At 38.9% G+C, this 17,249-nt stretch carries 17 protein-coding genes; 2 read left to right on the forward strand and 15 right to left on the reverse strand.

Annotated features, from left to right (window positions below):
* Nucleotides 1–2: 2 nt before the first annotated feature.
* Genes Q0P34_RS05100 through Q0P34_RS05145 form a run of 10 tightly spaced genes read right to left on the reverse strand, consistent with a single transcriptional unit; the run spans nucleotide 3 to nucleotide 9,547 of the window.
* Entirely contained in the window at nucleotides 3–836 is an 834-nt protein-coding gene (locus Q0P34_RS05100) for a sigma-E processing peptidase SpoIIGA (protein WP_294953808.1), read from the reverse strand.
* A gap of 45 nt (nucleotides 837–881) precedes the next feature.
* Nucleotides 882–1,439, reverse strand: coding sequence for a peptidylprolyl isomerase (locus tag Q0P34_RS05105; RefSeq protein WP_294953810.1), 558 nt, complete (start codon nucleotides 1,437–1,439; stop codon nucleotides 882–884).
* Nucleotides 1,439–3,133 carry a sugar-binding domain-containing protein gene (locus Q0P34_RS05110; RefSeq protein WP_294953812.1) on the reverse strand — a complete coding sequence of 565 codons (1,695 nt, stop codon included), beginning with the start codon at nucleotides 3,131–3,133 and terminating at the stop codon, nucleotides 1,439–1,441. Before Q0P34_RS05110 ends, Q0P34_RS05105 begins: the two co-directional genes overlap by 1 nt.
* Nucleotides 3,133–4,824, reverse strand: a complete 1,692-nt coding sequence (locus tag Q0P34_RS05115) for an ABC transporter ATP-binding protein (RefSeq protein ID WP_294953815.1) — start codon at nucleotides 4,822–4,824, stop codon at nucleotides 3,133–3,135. Before Q0P34_RS05115 ends, Q0P34_RS05110 begins: the two co-directional genes overlap by 1 nt.
* A complete protein-coding gene (locus tag Q0P34_RS05120; protein WP_294953818.1) occupies nucleotides 4,811–5,278 on the reverse strand; it encodes a S24/S26 family peptidase in 468 nt (155 codons plus the stop codon). Before Q0P34_RS05120 ends, Q0P34_RS05115 begins: the two co-directional genes overlap by 14 nt.
* Before the next feature lie 35 nt (nucleotides 5,279–5,313).
* Nucleotides 5,314–5,787, reverse strand: coding sequence for a 2-C-methyl-D-erythritol 2,4-cyclodiphosphate synthase (ispF, locus tag Q0P34_RS05125; RefSeq protein ID WP_294953821.1), 474 nt, complete (start codon nucleotides 5,785–5,787; stop codon nucleotides 5,314–5,316).
* A gap of 23 nt (nucleotides 5,788–5,810) precedes the next feature.
* The gene (ispD, locus tag Q0P34_RS05130; protein WP_294953824.1) at nucleotides 5,811–6,482 is read right to left on the reverse strand and encodes a 2-C-methyl-D-erythritol 4-phosphate cytidylyltransferase; all 672 of its coding nucleotides are present in this window, start codon (nucleotides 6,480–6,482) and stop codon (nucleotides 5,811–5,813) included.
* Nucleotides 6,475–8,157, reverse strand: coding sequence for an NFACT RNA binding domain-containing protein (locus Q0P34_RS05135; RefSeq protein ID WP_294953827.1), 1,683 nt, complete (start codon nucleotides 8,155–8,157; stop codon nucleotides 6,475–6,477). Before Q0P34_RS05135 ends, ispD begins: the two co-directional genes overlap by 8 nt.
* Nucleotides 8,158–8,174: 17 nt before the next feature.
* Nucleotides 8,175–8,921, reverse strand: a complete 747-nt coding sequence (locus Q0P34_RS05140) for a Nif3-like dinuclear metal center hexameric protein (protein WP_294953830.1) — start codon at nucleotides 8,919–8,921, stop codon at nucleotides 8,175–8,177.
* Nucleotides 8,918–9,547: a class I SAM-dependent methyltransferase gene (locus tag Q0P34_RS05145; protein ID WP_294953833.1), complete on the reverse strand. Its 630-nt coding sequence runs from the start codon at nucleotides 9,545–9,547 to the stop codon at nucleotides 8,918–8,920. Before Q0P34_RS05145 ends, Q0P34_RS05140 begins: the two co-directional genes overlap by 4 nt.
* Before the next feature lie 147 nt (nucleotides 9,548–9,694).
* On the opposite strand from Q0P34_RS05145, the gene Q0P34_RS05150 reads away from it, so the two are divergent.
* Nucleotides 9,695–10,309 carry a DUF4364 family protein gene (locus tag Q0P34_RS05150; protein WP_294953835.1) on the forward strand — a complete coding sequence of 205 codons (615 nt, stop codon included), beginning with the start codon at nucleotides 9,695–9,697 and terminating at the stop codon, nucleotides 10,307–10,309.
* A gap of 293 nt (nucleotides 10,310–10,602) precedes the next feature.
* On the opposite strand, the gene fliB is transcribed toward Q0P34_RS05150, so the two are convergent.
* The 5 genes from fliB to Q0P34_RS05175 form a co-directional block, all read right to left on the reverse strand.
* Nucleotides 10,603–11,562: a flagellin lysine-N-methylase gene (gene fliB / locus Q0P34_RS05155; RefSeq protein WP_294953838.1), complete on the reverse strand. Its 960-nt coding sequence runs from the start codon at nucleotides 11,560–11,562 to the stop codon at nucleotides 10,603–10,605.
* Entirely contained in the window at nucleotides 11,559–12,608 is a 1,050-nt protein-coding gene (locus Q0P34_RS05160) for an AAA family ATPase (RefSeq protein ID WP_294953841.1), read from the reverse strand. Before Q0P34_RS05160 ends, fliB begins: the two co-directional genes overlap by 4 nt.
* A gap of 53 nt (nucleotides 12,609–12,661) precedes the next feature.
* Complete coding sequence (locus tag Q0P34_RS05165) at nucleotides 12,662–14,797, reverse strand: YhgE/Pip domain-containing protein (protein WP_294953844.1); 2,136 nt, start codon at nucleotides 14,795–14,797, stop codon at nucleotides 12,662–12,664.
* Between the two features lie 2 nt (nucleotides 14,798–14,799).
* Nucleotides 14,800–15,174, reverse strand: coding sequence for a hypothetical protein (locus Q0P34_RS05170; protein ID WP_294953847.1), 375 nt, complete (start codon nucleotides 15,172–15,174; stop codon nucleotides 14,800–14,802).
* Between the two features lie 155 nt (nucleotides 15,175–15,329).
* Complete coding sequence (locus Q0P34_RS05175) at nucleotides 15,330–16,385, reverse strand: radical SAM protein (protein WP_294953850.1); 1,056 nt, start codon at nucleotides 16,383–16,385, stop codon at nucleotides 15,330–15,332.
* 74 nt (nucleotides 16,386–16,459) lie between these two features.
* Between Q0P34_RS05175 and Q0P34_RS05180 the strand changes: the two genes are divergently transcribed.
* Nucleotides 16,460–17,245, forward strand: coding sequence for a sulfite exporter TauE/SafE family protein (locus Q0P34_RS05180; RefSeq protein ID WP_294953853.1), 786 nt, complete (start codon nucleotides 16,460–16,462; stop codon nucleotides 17,243–17,245).
* Nucleotides 17,246–17,249: the final 4 nt, after the last annotated feature.

The following is a 17,249-nucleotide window of genomic DNA, read 5'->3' on the forward strand; positions in this document are numbered from 1 at the left end:
CCTCAAATTGATAAAATATCGTGATTAAGTATTGCGTTAAATGACTTGTCACCCAAATCGTCGCTTAAAGCAATATAGGCATTTTCAATAATCTCTTCACGGGAATTATACTTTAATACAATCTTATCAGGCTTAAATGCCTGCAAAAACGATGTACCGGACACTGTTGTTACAGGTACAATTCTAATCTGCTTATCCCCTGCCGATATTTTTGAAGAATTTACAATTATTACGGGACTGTTTGAAAAAGGCTCCCTCAATCTATTACCGGTATCTAAAAAAGCAGATAATGTTACATTACATCCACTGTTTTCAATCTTAAGAATATACAGTTCGTTTTTCGACAGTGACCGATTATATAACCATATAATAATTGATGATACTATGTACGCCAGCACCGCACAGGTTATCAGCATTGCAGATGAAACATCAAAATACATCACCGAGTTGTTTACTGCTACAAATCTTAGTCTAAAAGCAAAGCACGCAAGCATAACAACGCCGAGAAGAATTACACTGCTGAAATAAAAAATCAAAAGCTGCTTGACAAACACAAGCACTCGTCTGAAGCCAAATGCTGCAAGCACCATAACAGCAGAAGCTATTAGCTTTGATAACTCACACAAAACGGCATTAAGATTGTCAACAAATATAATGAGAGAATACAGCGAGCCAATGCAAGATGAAATGATAATCCTATACAGCTTTGGGCTTCGCTTTGAAACGAGGCAGGTTATTTGCAATAAAAGCAGATTTACAAAAAAATTAACTATAAGAAGAATATCAACATAAACAACAATAAAAATAACCCCCTTTACATTCTGATTATAGAACATTAAGGGAGTATAATTTGTCAAAAAATATATTAGTATAAGGGTATCTTATTCAATAATTTCAATGGTATCAATTACAACATCGAAAACAGGCTTGTCATTCATACCTGTTTTTGTTGATGCAATATCCTCAAGAACGTCTGTACCGTCGATAATCATTCCAAATACTGTATGGTGGAAATCAAGCCAAGGAGTACCGCCCTTTTCCCTGTAGGTATCAATTACCTCTTGCGGAAAACCGTTGTCCTTTAAGTCCTCCATTTGTGCAAGCATTGAGGCAGGAACCTCCTTTGCCTGAACGATAAAGAACTGTGAGCCGTTTGTATTTGGACCTGCATTAGCCATAGATAATGCCCCGTAATAATTACGAGCATCAAGTGAAAATTCATCCTCAAAGCTCTTGCCCCAAATTGATTCACCGCCCATACCTGTTCCGGTTGGGTCGCCGCCCTGAATCATAAAGTCCTTAATTACTCTATGAAAAATAAGACCGTTATAATATCCGTTTTTTGCATGAGTTGAAAAATTCTCAACCGTTTTAGGAGCAGCGGTTGGATTGAGTTCAAACGTCATATCGCCTTTATTTGTTTTGATAATTGCTTTCATTATATTTTAATCCTTTCATTTATGCTTTTAATAACATCGGTATCAATTTTTTGTACCTTTCTGTCATAAGTAAACAGACCGTTAAGCTCATCCTCAACATCCGTTACCTGAGTATAAACAGTTGCAGACAAGCCATCCTTTATTTGCGGAATAATTGTTTTTTCATACAAATTGGCAAATGCCTTGGTTAAGCCTTCCTTTGAGTTGAATATCTTGTAGCCGAACATTTTGTCATTAAAGGTATGTCCCTTAACTCTTGTGCTTAAACCACCAAACTCCGTTAAACACCAAGGCTTATCACCCGAACGAACTTTAATAGGAGTAAAGTAAATATGCTTCGAGATTATATCGGTATCGCCTCTGTCGTGCCAACCCGATGCGCTGTCTACTATTCTTGTATTATCCATAGACCTTATGAGCATATAGGCATAATTACTGTCAAACTGTCCCCATCCCTCATTAAACGGTGCCCAAACAGCAATACATGGGCAGTTATAAAGAGCATTAATCATTTCCTTTAGCTCCTCATAATAAAGCTTGCGGGCAGCATCATTTGTACGCTTAAAGATTTTGTAATTACTATCGTCAAGATTAATTCCCACAAAAGGAATTACACTTACCTCCAAGCCGTAATTTCCGCCACCGTTAATCATATCCTGCCATACAATAATGCCATTGACATCACAGTAATGGTACCAAAGCATCGGCTCAATTTTAATGTGCTTTCGCAGCATATTAAAGCCTAATTTCTTAACAGAGCTTACATCAAACTCCATTGCCTTATTTGACGGCGGAGTAAGGTATCCGTCAGGATAATAGCCCTGATCAAGCAGACCGTTCATAAAGTATGGTTTATTGTTAAGCATAAGACGAGGAACACCGTCATCGTCAGTACCGACAGAAAACTTTCGCATACCGAAATATGAATAAACAGTATCCTTTTTGTACTTAAACACAACCTTGTACAAAAACGGATTATCGGGTGACCAAAGCTTTGGGTTATCAATAACAACGGTATTATCGGTTGTATCTGCAATAAGGTCATCACCGTCGTAAATAAGCTTTTGAACGGTAATGCCGCCCTCTGCCTCAAACACTACTCTTTCATTATCAATGTCCGGAGTAATCCGTACACTCTTAATATATTCGTCAGGAGTACTTTCGAGCCAAACGGTTTGCCATATTCCGCTTTGGGCAGTATACCAAATACCTCCGCGATTTGTTTTCTGCTTACCTCTTAGGTACTCGTTTTTCTCTGTCAAATCCCTAACAACAACATTAAGCACATTGTGTTGGCAGATATAATCGGAAATCTCAAACGAGAACGGAGTGTATCCACCGTGGTGTACTCCGACAAAATTTCCGTTGATATAAACCTTCGCAATTTGGTCAACAGCACCGAAATTAATAAAAACTCTACCTTTATTGAAATTATCCGGTAAATCGAAGACCTTTTGATAGATTAAATACTCATTTTCCTTAAGTGTTCTGTTAACACCCGAAAGAGGTGCTTCAGGAGAAAACGGAACCACTATATCGTAGGAAAAGCTATCGGGAATTTCCTCAGACTCACAAAAATCACACTGCCAAATACCGTTTAAGTTTAGAAAGCTTTTACGCTCAAACTGCGGTCTTGGATATTCTGACAAAGGATTATTCTTACACAAATCCTCGCCCCATTTTGTCATCAGCATTACTTTTCCTCCAAAACAATTTTGCTGTCAATAATCTTGATATGCTTGTTGCAAATCTCAAGAGCAGCGGTTTTATGAGAAACGATTATACAGGTTTTGTCCTGCATTTCCTTAAGATTTTTCAAAAATCTAAGCTCTGTTGCCTCATCAAGAGCCGATGTTGCCTCATCAAGAAGCATAATCGGTGATTTAGATAGAATTGAACGGGCAATAGCAAGACGCTGAAGCTGTCCCTCCGACAGTCCTATTCCATGCTCACCTATCACTGTGTCGAGCTGCTGCGGCAAATCATATACAAATTGATCTGCACAGGAAATCCTTACAGCCTCCTTGATTTCCTCATCGGTTACATCGGAATTTATAAATGTAAGGTTATCTCTTATTGAGCCGGATAGCAGGAAATTACCCTGCGGAACATAGGAGAACATCTTTCTTGTATGGCAGTCAACAGGGATTGTTTCATTACCGACATCAAGGGTAATACTGCCCGAATCGATACGGAATACACCAAGCAAGAGCTTTAACAAGGTGGATTTGCCTATACCCGATATGCCCATAATTGCCACAAAATCGCCCTTGTCTATCTTGAGCGATGTGTTATCAAGAATAACATCTCTGTCATATCCAAATGTGATATTTTCAAAATTGATCGATTTTAGCTTATCATATGTATCTATTGCATTAATATCGGAATTGTTATGCTCAAATTCATCATTGATTTTATCAAGCTCAATAATTCTTTCGGCTGATGCAAGCAAGCCGAAATAATTTGGCAGCATATTTGAAAGTGATGCAAACGGCTGTTGAATCTGATTTACAAGCTGAAGCATAGACACAACCGTACCGTAGTCTATTCCGTTGACAAGCCTGTATGCACCGTACGCAAGAGCAAAAACATATCCGAGATTAAAGGTTGTTGATATTCCCGCATTTGAAAGAATACCAAAGACACGCCTTTTCATCTTGATTTTATAATTATTTTCCATAAGAATGTCGGCTTGCTGTGTTACCTTATCTTCAACATCAAACGACTTAACTACAAGCAACGACGTCAATATTTCCTGAATATACGAGCGAACTCTTCCCTCGGATTCCTGAACCCTTTTATGAAGCTTTTTTATTATTCCTCTAAAAATGAAGCTACATAAAAATATAATCAAACCCGCTACAAGAAATACAACTGTAAAAAGCTTATCAATTACAACAAGATATATAAAGGCACACAAAAGCTTTAGCACAAAATACATCAGGTTGGGTAAAAGTGAGGTAAAGCCATATGAAATAGTTTCGACATCGCTTGTCATACGGTTTTGAATTTCACCGGTATGATACTTTGTTACTTCCTGATAATCCTTCCTTATTATTGTGTCAAGAATATGCTTTCGAAGTGTTACCTCAATTCTCGCCTTACATCTTTCATTAAAGCTTCTTGTAATAAGCGTAAGAATCAGCTGAACCATAATGAGAATAAGAAAATTGATGGCACATTGAACAACTCGTTCCAACGAGTGTTCTTCGGTTGCCGCATTGATTATCTTTTTTGAACAATCGGCAAATACTATGGTTAATACGGCATTAATAGAACAGGTAATTGTAATAACAAATACGTGCCAACGCTCTTTATGAAATATATTCCACAACCACTTTAATGTAGGTAAATCCGATTTTGAAATTCTTTTATTCTGTTCCACTTGTGTACCTCTTAAATGTTCGTTTGTCTACAAAATTAAGACATCTGTTCAGAAACATGGTAAACGGTCTTATAGGTATCAAAGCAACCCAAATTCTTGAATAAAGCTTATATCCTATATTTTTTTCCAGATCAATATACTTTTTCCCAAAATGATAATAACCTACAAGCTTACCGCAAATTTTATCGTCAGTAACGTGTTCCTTGTAATTACAATTATCACCCATAATTATGTAATGATCATCGTGAACCTCAACAACCCTGTGCATTACATATTGACCATTGCTGTTTATATAGACAGGCACATCGTATTTTTTTAATCTTTCATTGGTCTTAACTACAATAATGTTATCCTTGCCCTGATGAATCATAGGTTGCATCGAAACGCCCTTTGTTAAGCCCGTATATTTTCCGTACTTGTCAAGAATTTCCTTCATCGAATTGAATTCTTCCATAACATTCTCCTTGTCACTATGTTTTAGAGATAATACTACTTTTCCGAAAGCAAACAAACTGCGTGGGCGCTGATGCCCTCCTGCCTACCGGAAAAGCCAAGGCCCTCCTCTGTGGTTGCTTTAACGCTTATTTGCGACACATCAACACCGCAGGCATTGGCTATGTTATTTCTCATTTGAGGAATATAAGGCTTCATTTTCGGTTGCTGTGCTATGATGGTTGAATCTATATTTCCAATAGTGTAGCCCTCTTGGTTTATTCTGAATACAACAGCCTTAAGAAGCTCTAAGGAATCGGCGTCCTTCCATTTTTCATCTGTATCGGGAAACATACCGCCAATATCCCCAAGTGCCGCCGCACCGAGAATTGCATCGGAAATTGCGTGGAGCAAAACATCTGCATCGCTGTGGCCGAGAAGCCCCATATCATAAGGAATATCGACACCGCCTACAATCAGCCTTCTGCCTTTTACAAGTCTATGTACATCATATCCGTGACCTATACGCATAGCATATACCTCTCTTGTTATACTTACCTCTTATCGTTTAATATACTCTCTGCAACGGGTATATCATCGGGAGTAGTAATTTTTATATTAGTGTAGCTACCGGCAACCATTTTTACCTTTACACCGCTGTTTTCTGCAAGCTGGCAATCATCTGTATAATCCCTGCCCTGCTCAACTGCCTTTTCAATAATCTGTTTGTATAAGCAAAAATCAAATATCTGTGGAGTTTGAACTGCAAACAGGCTTGACCTGTTTGGTGTGTCAACTACAAAATTATCGTTATCTATAATTTTGATAGTATCCTTTACGGGAACACCCACAGCTGCAGCCGAATGCTCCTTTGCCTGACGGATAGTATTTTCTATATCCTCTTCCCTTACCAAAGGGCGAGCTCCGTCGTGAATGACAATAAGCTCTGCATCATCAATCGTCGAAACGGCATTATATACACTTTCCTGTCGTGAGGCACCACCGATAACAAACGATATTCTTTCATCATCAAGAATTGAAGAAAAAGCCTCTATATCCTGCTGTCTTGCGACAACAATAATTTCATCAATATCCGAAATATTCAAAAAAGCATTAACGCTTCGCTCAATAACCGTTTGGCCGTTAATTTTGAGTAAAAGCTTGCTTTTTTCTGTTTTCATTCTTGTTGAGTTCCCTGCACCGAGAATAACTGCAACATTACTCAACCTCAGTCACCTCCGAAAGTTCATCCTCATTTGGAGTTACATACTCGGTTTTATAATCTTCATAAATAACCATACCCGGCTTTGCACCGTTTGGCTTATGAACGTTTTTAACTATGGTATAATCAACAGCAACGTTTGACGACATGCTCGCCTTTGAGTGAACACACGCAAGCATTGCTGCCTCTCGTATAAGCTTATCCGTAAAGGGCTTATCCTTTTGTGCCTGGGCAATAACGTGACTGCCCGGAGCATCCTTAACATGAAACCACAAATCATAATTTTTTGCAGTTTTAAGAGTAAGCTTATCGTTTTGTATATTGTTCCTGCCGACAAATATTACAAAGCCCTCAGAGGATTTGAACATCCTTGGTGAAAGCTTTTTTTGCTTTGAAGTCTTTGCACCGGAATTTGAAACAAGTCCAACAGTTCGAAGCTCATCTCTTATTGCCGAAATTTCGCTGTCGGTTGTTGCACGAGTAAGCTCGTCAATAACCGTATCAAGATATTCCGCCTCAATGTCTGCCTCGGCTATAAAATCAAGGAGCTTATCCTCTGCAATTTGTTTTTTGCGATAGATTTTATAATACCTTTGAGCGTTTTGTGCGGGAGTTAAGGTAGGATCCACGGGTATCCTAACAGGCTTCATTTCGTCATAATAATTTTCCAAATCGTAAAACATAGAGCCCTTTTCAAGCCTATGAAGATTTGCATTGATTAGGTCGCCGTAAATCTTATATCTGTCCTTATCCGCACATTCATCAAGCTCACGCTGACGGTTTACGGATTTTCTTACGGCACGCTCCTTAAGAGTATTCAGCCTGTGGAACAAATCGTTTGAACGCTGTCTGATTCGTTCAATCCTAACCTGCTCATAGTAGAAATAATCCACAAGCTCCGAAAGGGTATCAAACACCTTATACGTGCACAAATCACCATACTGATGCGGCATAAAATAGGTAAAATCCTTTGGCTTATCAAGGATTACTGCAGTAGGAACAGGATTTGCAATATGCTCCCTCAAGCCCGAAAGGCTTAAATCAAACTCAATTTCATTGGCTACTATCGGTGAAATACCCTGTATCACCTTGCCGGCTGCCCTGCCTCTTGTTGTACCGAGAGCTTTCATCCTTGCCTCAATATCGGCAATACTGTCAGAAAGGATATTCATTTTATCCTGTGCAGGAGGCAAACGATAGGCTAATCCGGGTAAAATCTCTCTTACAGAGGATTTTGACTCATCAATTCTCTTTACACAATCAATAATTTTGTTTTTTTTATCTACAAGGATTATGTTGCTGTATTTGCCCATAATCTCAATAATAAGCCTGTATTCAACAGGGTCGCCGAGGTCATTTCTTGCATCAAATACAAGAGTTAAAATTCTTTCAAAGCCCTCCTGTCTGATGTCAACAAGCTTTGCACCGCACAAAAGCTTACGCAAAAGCATTGTTAGCATTGGAGGCTTTTTAGGGTTTTCGATAAACTGTGAGGTCAGTTGAATACGAGACGAATCTGCCTTTGCAGAAAGCAAAAGCTTTTCACTGCCCTCATATGTCCTAAAGGTAAAAAGAATTTCCTCCTTTGACGGCTGATGAATCTTATCTACCCTAAAGCCTAAAAGCCTTGACGATATTTCATTTTTAATTAAGTGAAGAAAAATTCCGTCAAATGCCATAATACAAACTACCTAAATCAAACTGTTTTTACAGGGTTCTCCCTCGGTGCGACAACAAACTCCACATCACCGAACACCCCTTCAAGCTTATCCTTAAGCTTTAGAAACGGTGCGTTTTCCGTTTCGTAATGACCGGCAGAGATTACCGCACAGCCTGCCTGTGAAGCATCAAGCATTTCGTGATACTTGAGGTCACCGGTTACAAAGCAATCGGCTTTTGCCAAGGCGTCCCACATAAATTCGCTGCACGCTCCGCCTCCGACTGCTACTCTACTGATTATTCTGTCGGTATCGGTATATCTTATTCCGGAGCAGTCAAGCCTTTGGTTGACAAGCTCTGCAAAATCATCCATACTCATAGGCTCGTCAAGAGAGCCAACAAGAACAAAGCCGTTACAAAGCTGTTCGGTATCCTTAAGCTCAAGCATATCGGCAAGGTTATGATTTATTCCGCACTGAGCCTTATCAAAATTTGTGTGAGCACTGATACATGCAATGTCTGCTCTTATCATAGAATAAAGTGCAGTATCACCCTTTATGCTTTTAACACCGTTAAAAATTACAGGATGATGAGTTAATATCAAATCTGCATCTATATCATCGGCAAAGCCCACAACCTCTTTTGTACAATCAAGAGACAAAACTACCTTTTTAACCTCTTTTCTGAAATCACCTACAAGGTGTCCCGAATTATCCCACTCCTCCTGAGTATCAAAGGGAGCAAAAGAGTTAATAAAATCATAAATATTTTTTACCGTAGTCATAGCTTTTCCTCAATTTTACAAATAATGTTTTCAAGATCGGCACCGGATTTTTGCTTATTCCTCAAATAAACCAAAAGATGCTCAAAATATTCCTTATCGCCAAAATCATCAATGGCACCCAAATAATCATCAACAACAGATTTTTCAACTACAGTGTCGGTGTGATGTGCACAAAAAACATTGTAATGATGCCTGCCGTCTGCAACAATAATGTCCTTTGTTATTTCAAACCCGTTGTCATAAAGCCACTTGCGAGCAAGCTCCGGATGAGTCATAGGGTTTAATATAATGCGTTTTGAACTTATGTCAACTGCATTGGAAAGGATATTTGCAATCAGCTCACCGCCCATGCCTGCAATCACAACTGTGTCATAAAACGAGCTGACATTCTTTAATCCGTCAGACAAAACACATTCTATTCTGTCATTCAAATTTGACTGACTCACAAGAAGCCTGCAGGAATTAAGCGGGCCCTCATTTATATCGCAGGCTACTGCTCTGTCACAAATATTGTTTTGTACAAGATATACGGGAATGTACCCATGGTCTGTCCCTACATCAACTACCATACTGCCCTGCGGCACCATATCTGCTATTGCCTGAAGGCGCCTTGTCAATGTAACCATACGCACTCCTCCATAATAATATTTTATATTATAATATATATCTCATTGATTTGCAAGTAATGTTTGCAAGAGTTTGGAATTTGTGCTAATATATTAATTGACAGGCTGAATAAAGTATAATGCAGTTGCAAACGAAATAGGCAAATTATGAAAGGACAAGATAAAAATATGGCTGAAAAACCATTGAATAATACAGAAGAAATCATTGAGCCAAAAATGAGATTTGATGCATTTATGGCCAATGTAAAGGACGGCGGATTAAGAAGCGTAAGCTCAATATATATGCTTGTATGCTACATAGTTGCAAACCTTAACGGCAGAGTAAGCGCATCAACAATAATTGAAGCGGTTGACGGAGCTATGATAGCAAACTATTTTGAAATCTCCGATGCTGTTGCAAAGCTCATCAAGGCAGGTACAATTATGCAGGGCGACGACGGTATGCTGAGTATGGACAGCAGGGATATACCGGAGGTTGAGCTTATTGAGCAGGAGCTTCCGTTGACAATCAGGCAAAGAAGCATTAAGGCCTGCCAAAAGGTCATCGCAAGAGAAACATACAAAAGGGATAACAAGGTAATCATAGAAAAAATTGACGGTGGTTACAAGGTTAACCTCAAGGTCAGCGATAACATCACGGACTTTATGAATCTTGAGCTTTTTGCAGTAAATCTTTCACAGGCTGAAATGATAAGAGACAAATTCATTTCGGACCCGGCGGCAGTATACGAAAAGCTTATTGATTCTATATTCAGCAATTAGGGTAACGATAAAAGGACTTGTTCACAAAATGAACAAGTCCTTTTAGACTGTCGATAAAGTGGGCTGAAACACGCCATATAAATATAAATTAAACAAACCGATTTGAGCCTCACTTGTGTAAAGGGAGGTGGGTGCGATTTATCGCACTCGGAGGGATTGTAAAAGCGGCTTAGACATCGAATCTAAGCCGCTTTTGGCGTTTTTCGCCTTTTGCTCGGGGGCAGTACCATCGTACAGCTCCCACTCACAAGAATGCGAAATTCAGCTCCATTTCTCAACAGTCCTTTTGGATTTTACAAACGCTTAATTAATTCATCAACGGATAATGCCCTTGCGGATTTAAGCAGGGCTTTATATCTGTCCATATTGTACTGTGAGTGCTCGGTTTCCTTACTCCAAAGGTGTATTCCCCAGCTGTCCTCACCGAAATATGTATTAACAAGGACGCCCACAACAGCCATTTTTGCCTTGCTTAATACATCCTCATCATACACTGCCTGCAAAAAATACTTATAGATGAAATACATAGCAATATTTTCATTTGCCACGCTATTTGAAACAGGCTTAATATCCGCATTATTTACCCTTTGAGTCCACTGCGGATTGATAAGCTCGGGATTGTTAAAAACATCAATAAAGCTGACATCATCAGAGCTTCCGTCCGGATAATCGTTAATTTTTGCCTGAAGCTCAAGAGTGAAGGACAAAAGATTTTTCAGCCTTTCATTAATCGGCACAGACCTGTCCTTTACTATTGAATACGCCTGCTCCCTTGCCTTGTATAGTGTATAGTAAAGCGTTGCGTCAATATCATTTAATGACGGGGGCTCATCTGTTATCTCCTGTTCAAAATCGAAGGAATCGAGAGTGTACATCATATCAGAGGCAACAGGACAGGAAAAGGATACTCCTATTTCTCTTGTCCCCCCGAAATCATATATAAATCTCGGAAAAGTACGGCAGGTATAAGGTGTATGCTCACCGCCGATAGCAATGTGCATATCACAAAGATTTTCATCATTAAGAAAGGGACATCTCTTTTTAGGTGCAAGTGTAAAAATGTTGTTATCAAACTCATCCTTGCTTAAAACCCTGTCAATCCTCTGCTTGATTTCAAGCGAGGGATCAAGGGTGTTGTAATATTCAAGGGACTCGGCATCGGCATCAACCTCCCACCCCTGACAGCAGGAATCCGGGCAATCGCCTGCAATGCACTTAAAATCCTTATAAAATGTCGGTTTTACAATCTTCATAAATCAAGTCCTGCCAAGTAGTTATTTTTGTAATGATAATCGTTAGAAACGTCCTTGATAACCTTTATTTCAGGCGGCAAGGTAAACGAATGGTTTTCGCTTTTCATCTCCAGCTCAAGAAATGCTCTGTCATTCCAAAAATCAAAAACATCAAGCTCAAAGTATTGACCGTCAAACAAAAAGCAGTATCTGTCCTTATTGATAGTGTGCTTTGACGGGTCGGCACTTTTGAGCAGCTCATCATATCTTTGCTTTGAAATAATACTTTCCGTTTCCTCACAGCAGGAGCCTGTCACTCTTATTTTCAGCGTTTCAAAGTAAGTGTCAACACCGCTTGCACTGCGTTTTCTGACACGGTGGGAGCCAACAGCACAAAGCAAATAGGTTTGTGAAATTTTTGCCTTAAACGGCTTATACTTTGCCAGCTTGTTAAAATCGGGATACTCTATCAAAAGCTTTTTTTCGATCTCATATCCACTCAAAACTGAATCAATTTCTGCCTTAACAGACGCATATTTTTTATCAAAGCTATCATTACTTTTTACGTATCTGAGATGAGGATGCCCCACCATAACGTCAAGCAACTTATCCTGACAGGCAAGGGCGGTTTCGTAATTCTCTATTCTTGAGGAGGTGCAAAAATACCCTGAACGCTCAACAGCCTCGAGCATAATAATTGCATCATATCTGCTCCAAGAGTCAACAATGCCCATGCCAATGCTTTTTGCAAGAGCATCCCTGTCATCAACATAGCTGAAGCAATCGGTAACCGTTCTGTCATAAAAGATGACAGCCTCCTGCTTTTCGCTGTTGTATGCCCTTTTCAAAAGCTCATCCTCGTTTTGAATTTGTTTTTTTGCGACCTCTGTCTCAAACACGAGGTAATCATCGCGAGAGTAGCCCTCTGCAATAACCTCATATGCCGCTTCGGTACAAATGAAAACATCTCTGCTTTCGTTATAAAAATCTGCTGCCAAGCGTTCAATAGCGGAGGTTTTACCGGAGCACGGTGCTCCCGTTAAAGCAATACGAAAAACTTTTGCCATAAAATCACCGAATATATTATAGCACAGTTTTTAGCCATTTCAACAGATAATACCTAAAATAAGCCCGTTTCCTTTACCCTTTTTTCAAAAAAGCTTACAGGCTTTTTAACCATTTTTTTAACAGGCAGACCAATTATCAATGCCAATACAGCATAGACAAGAAGCTTAAGAAGATAAATCCAATAATTATTGCCGTATGAACCGCAGATACATTCTCTCATTGCTTCAATTACAAAGGTAAACGGCAGATACGGATTGATTGAAATAAAGAACTGAGGTGTTACGTGAATAGGGAATGTTCCTCCGGAGCCTCCTATCTGAATTACAAGCAATATAACACCTATTGCCTTGCCGACATCGCCAAATGTGTACACAAGCGAATAAATAAACATTGAAAAAACAACGCTTGCAAGAGCTCCTGCAAAAACAAACTGAACAGGATGCAGGCACTGTATACCAAGAAAATACAAATCCCCAAGACAAATTATCACACCTTGAATCAGAGCTAATCCGACATACAAAAGTCCCCTGCCGAAAAATTCCTCATGACTTTTCAGCATTGAAGAAATTTCCTTTTTATTCTTGATATTTGTTTTTACAAGTGCGGCAAGGAACATTGCACCCACCCAAAAAGCAAGTGTTGAATAAAACGGTGCCATGGCAGAGCCGTAATTTTCTATACCATACACCTTATCTGTTTTTACCTCAACAGGACAGGCAAGAAAATCTCCAAGGTCACCGCCGTTTTTCGTTGTAAGGTTTACAGCGGCATTAAGCATCTCGCTATCTCTAATACCGTCAACTGTTTTTTTAAGCTTTAGAAGCTTTGAATCAATGCTTTTAAGCACCTTTCTCATTGATGAAATTAGGCTTTCGCCCGACTCTGCACAATCAGCCAAAGCTATACCGATAGTGTCAAGCTGTGATGATTTATCATCTATTCCGTCAAGAATATCCGAAAGGTTACCAAGAGCCACAACCACACTGCTGACAGCCTTTGAAAGCACCGGCTGTATATCGTTTTTATAGGTCTTTCGGCAGTTCTTTAACGATGAAGATGCCTGCTTTAACTTTTTTGCAGTATCAAGCGCGGTTTTGTTGTAATCAATATCCGCTGTCTTATTGATTACCGATGACAAATCGGCAAGACCTTTACTAATGTTGTCAAGTCTTTTTGCAAGGGCTGTAATATCGTCAATAGGCTCTGGCAATGTGCTGTTAAGCTTAATCAGCAAGCCGCTTATTTCCTTAATTTCAACCTGAACATTATTGATTTGAACAGATGTTTGCTTTAGAACATCTATAACGCTTGACACATCCTTATTTGCAACATTTTCAAGGGCCGATGCTGATGAATCAAGTGTTGAAGATGCGGCAAGCATGATACTGCCAAGTGAGCTTGTAAGTGTATTCATTGTGGCTTGAGTAGTTACAACGGCATCCTGTGTATTGTTTACCATATCCTCTGTGCTGTTAAGAAGCTCCTTGGCATCTTTTTTGTCAACTAATGCGTCCATATTTTGAGTAGCATCAATCAGGCCCTGCATACTGTCAAGTGCGTCTGTAAGGGTAGACAGAGTTTCTCTTGCATCATTAATTTGAACATCAATATAGTCAAATGCATTTTCTCCCGTTACCGCATCGGACTCGATGGCCGTACCCAAAACAGCACTTAAAACATCAATTACAGTTGTTACAAAGGATTCGTTAACGGAGGTTTGAACTGTTTGAACAACCTTATCTGTAATCTTCGTTGCAATGGCATTTTTCTTTTCATTGGCATAATAAATAATCTGCGGACGCTCATAATCATCGGTTACAATAGACGCAAGGTTTTTACTAAAGCCCTCCGGGATTTCAATAGCAGCATAGTATTTTCCCGACTCGACACCCTTTACAGCATCCTTTTTTGATACAAATTGCCAATTGATTGAATCATTTGCCTTAAGGTTACTGCAAATTTGGTCACCGATAGCAATTTGAAGGGTTTTATATGTTGCACCCTCATCCTCGTTACAAACCGCAACCATCATATTCCCCGTTTTACCGTACGGATCCCAGTTTGCATATATATTAAACCAAGCATAAAGGCTTGGTAAAAGAAGAACACCCACAGCCAAAACAACAGCCATTGAGTTTGTAAAAATCTTTTTAATATCTCGCGTAAATATCCTAAAAATATTTCTCATGGCTAATCCTCCCCGTCGTCTTCATCATCTTCTTCGTCGTCGTTAAAAACCAGATACTCATTAAAATCCAAGCAATCATCATCCATAAGATACGGTATCACCTGATTTTTCATCAAATACCTGCAATAATCGGTTATCAAAAATATATTAACGGCAATTAAAATAATAATTATCCAAAGCATTAACCATGCAGTTTTGTCACTTGTATCCTTTAGTGTAGTAACGCAAAAGATGGTAAAAACTAAAAAAGCAAAGGTAAATACAATTTTTGATATATCCAAAATCCTGCAACCCTTACGGTAGGATTCAATAATTTTTTCTCTCAAATACTTATATTTATGAGCAAGCTTTTCGCTGTGCTTCATTCTTTTGCTCATATAATCACCTCATTACAACAATTCGTATAAATGATTATAACAAACTGTAATACAACTGTCAATATACAAAATATAAGCCTATGTAATAAAAAACAGCCAATATATGGCTGTTTTATTCATTGACATTATGTGCTGATATATGTATAATAATTATATTAAAAACAAATTATTTCCTTGAAAAACTCCTTATAGGATTTGCAGTAATCGGTGCTCAGGTTATTTCGCTTACAGCCCCCTCCCCTGCAAATTCTTAAATATGTACACTGCGTGCATTTTTCGGGGATAGTGTACGAGGATTTTACAAAGCTGCGGAATATCTCGCTGTCGTGCATTTGTGCAAAGGACAGTTCATTTATATTGCCAAGGTAAAATTCATTTATGCAATAGAAATCACAGGGATAAACAGAACCGTCACCCTCAACTACAAATTGCTCGGAGCAAAAGCCATTCATACCGCACTGCTCCGCAGGTCTGCCCTGCATAAGCAATCTGTAATTGTCAAACTGGCGGATTGAAATGCTTTGTCCGCGCATATTATCGTTATAGTACAGCTTATATCCGAATTTTAGGTAGGTTGTATAGTCATCAATGCTCATGGCATAGATGCTTTCCTTCTCATCAAACGCCTTTAGGCAGGGTATAAACTGCATATATCTTAAATCAAGACTCTTAAAGAAGCGATAAGCTTTTCTAAAATTCTGTGCAAGTCTTGACGTTAAAACACTCAAAATATTAAACTGTACGTTATGTTTTTTGAGTAGCTCAATAGCAGAGACAACATCGTCAAAGGTTTCGCTGTCATCCTTGTATACGCGATAGGAATTCAGCTCCCTATCACCGTCAAGCGAAACACCGACAAGAATGTTATTTTCCTTAAAAAAGGCACACCATCCTTCATCAATCAACGTTGCATTGGTTTGAATACAGTTTGTTATGCGGGAATTCTTTTTGTTCAAAAGCTTTTCGGTTTTTATAAAATCCTCAAAGAATTCTTTGCCCCGAAGTAACGGTTCCCCGCCCTGAAAGGTAAATATAACATCCGTTGAATTTGCATATTCCAAGGCAGAAGAAATAATCTTTTTTGCCGTTTCGTTACTCATCATTCCCTTAAAGGCTTCATCGCGTTTGTCGGCAAGAGACGCATAAAAGCAGTATTTACATTTCATATTACAAGCCGATGACGACGGCTTTATCATAACCGATATTGGCATAGGCACACCACCCTTTGTTTGATTATATCAACACAAGGAATTTATGTCAACGAGCAAAAAAGGAACACAGTAAAATGATATTTAGACTTATATATGCAGCAGTAATATTTTGCGCAACATTTTTTGGAGCGTTTGTCGGTCTCGGCGGCGGTGTAATCATTAAACCATTACTCGACCTTATAGGTCACGATCCAATCCAAGTGGTAAATTTTATTTCCACCTGTGCTGTATTCAGTATGAGCATCAGCTCAACAGTTAAGCATATCAAGGCTAAAACTCCTATCAAATATAATATCATTGTTTTTCTTTCAATAGGTGCTGTTGCAGGCGGAATACTCGGCTCAAAGCTGTTTGACTGTCTGCTAACATTATTTGACAACACTATGCTAAAAAGTATACAGGGGTTAATTCTCGGCTTACTGCTTGTCGCTTCTGTTGTGTACATAAATATTAAAAATGCAAAAAGCTTTAAGATTGAAAAGCCTGTTCCCATAATACTTGTAGGTCTTGCACTCGGATTTATTGCGTCATTCCTCGGAGTAGGCGGAGGACCTATCAATGTTGCATTTTTGGTTTTATTCTTCTCTATGACGGTGAAGGAGGCGGCAGTTTACAGCGTAGGAACCATTTTTTTCAGTCAACTGTCAAAGCTTGTTACCCTTGCAGTTTCACACACTATTCCTAAATTTGACGTTATCACTCTTGTCATTGCAATCATTTGCGCATGTATAGGCGGTATTGTGGGTGCTAAAATGAACAAGAAGGCTAATGAAAAAATAATACAAACTATTTTTACCGTGATTGTTGCTTGCGTTGCACTTGTAAACTTTTACAATGCCGGTGCAGGATTTTTTGCATAACGGT

It is taken from the genome of uncultured Eubacterium sp. (assembly GCF_945980375.1).
In the GTDB taxonomy this organism is placed as follows: Bacteria; Bacillota; Clostridia; order Oscillospirales; family Acutalibacteraceae; genus Eubacterium_R.

Coding starts and splice junctions, on each gene's coding strand:
- Q0P34_RS05175 (WP_294953850.1), bottom strand. CDS start 16,385: ATGCCAATATCGGTTATGATAAAGCCGTCGTCATCGGCTTGTAATATG.
- Q0P34_RS05140 (WP_294953830.1), bottom strand. CDS start 8,921: ATGACTACGGTAAAAAATATTTATGATTTTATTAACTCTTTTGCTCCC.
- Q0P34_RS05170 (WP_294953847.1), bottom strand. CDS start 15,174: ATGAGCAAAAGAATGAAGCACAGCGAAAAGCTTGCTCATAAATATAAG.
- Q0P34_RS05145 (WP_294953833.1), bottom strand. CDS start 9,547: ATGGTTACATTGACAAGGCGCCTTCAGGCAATAGCAGATATGGTGCCG.
- Q0P34_RS05160 (WP_294953841.1), bottom strand. CDS start 12,608: ATGGCAAAAGTTTTTCGTATTGCTTTAACGGGAGCACCGTGCTCCGGT.
- ispF (WP_294953821.1), bottom strand. CDS start 5,787: ATGCGTATAGGTCACGGATATGATGTACATAGACTTGTAAAAGGCAGA.
- fliB (WP_294953838.1), bottom strand. CDS start 11,562: ATGAAGATTGTAAAACCGACATTTTATAAGGATTTTAAGTGCATTGCA.
- Q0P34_RS05120 (WP_294953818.1), bottom strand. CDS start 5,278: ATGGAAGAATTCAATTCGATGAAGGAAATTCTTGACAAGTACGGAAAA.
- Q0P34_RS05135 (WP_294953827.1), bottom strand. CDS start 8,157: ATGGCATTTGACGGAATTTTTCTTCACTTAATTAAAAATGAAATATCG.
- Q0P34_RS05180 (WP_294953853.1), top strand. CDS start 16,460: ATGATATTTAGACTTATATATGCAGCAGTAATATTTTGCGCAACATTT.
- Q0P34_RS05100 (WP_294953808.1), bottom strand. CDS start 836: ATGTTCTATAATCAGAATGTAAAGGGGGTTATTTTTATTGTTGTTTAT.
- Q0P34_RS05150 (WP_294953835.1), top strand. CDS start 9,695: ATGAAAGGACAAGATAAAAATATGGCTGAAAAACCATTGAATAATACA.
- Q0P34_RS05110 (WP_294953812.1), bottom strand. CDS start 3,133: ATGCTGATGACAAAATGGGGCGAGGATTTGTGTAAGAATAATCCTTTG.
- Q0P34_RS05105 (WP_294953810.1), bottom strand. CDS start 1,439: ATGAAAGCAATTATCAAAACAAATAAAGGCGATATGACGTTTGAACTC.
- Q0P34_RS05165 (WP_294953844.1), bottom strand. CDS start 14,797: ATGAGAAATATTTTTAGGATATTTACGCGAGATATTAAAAAGATTTTT.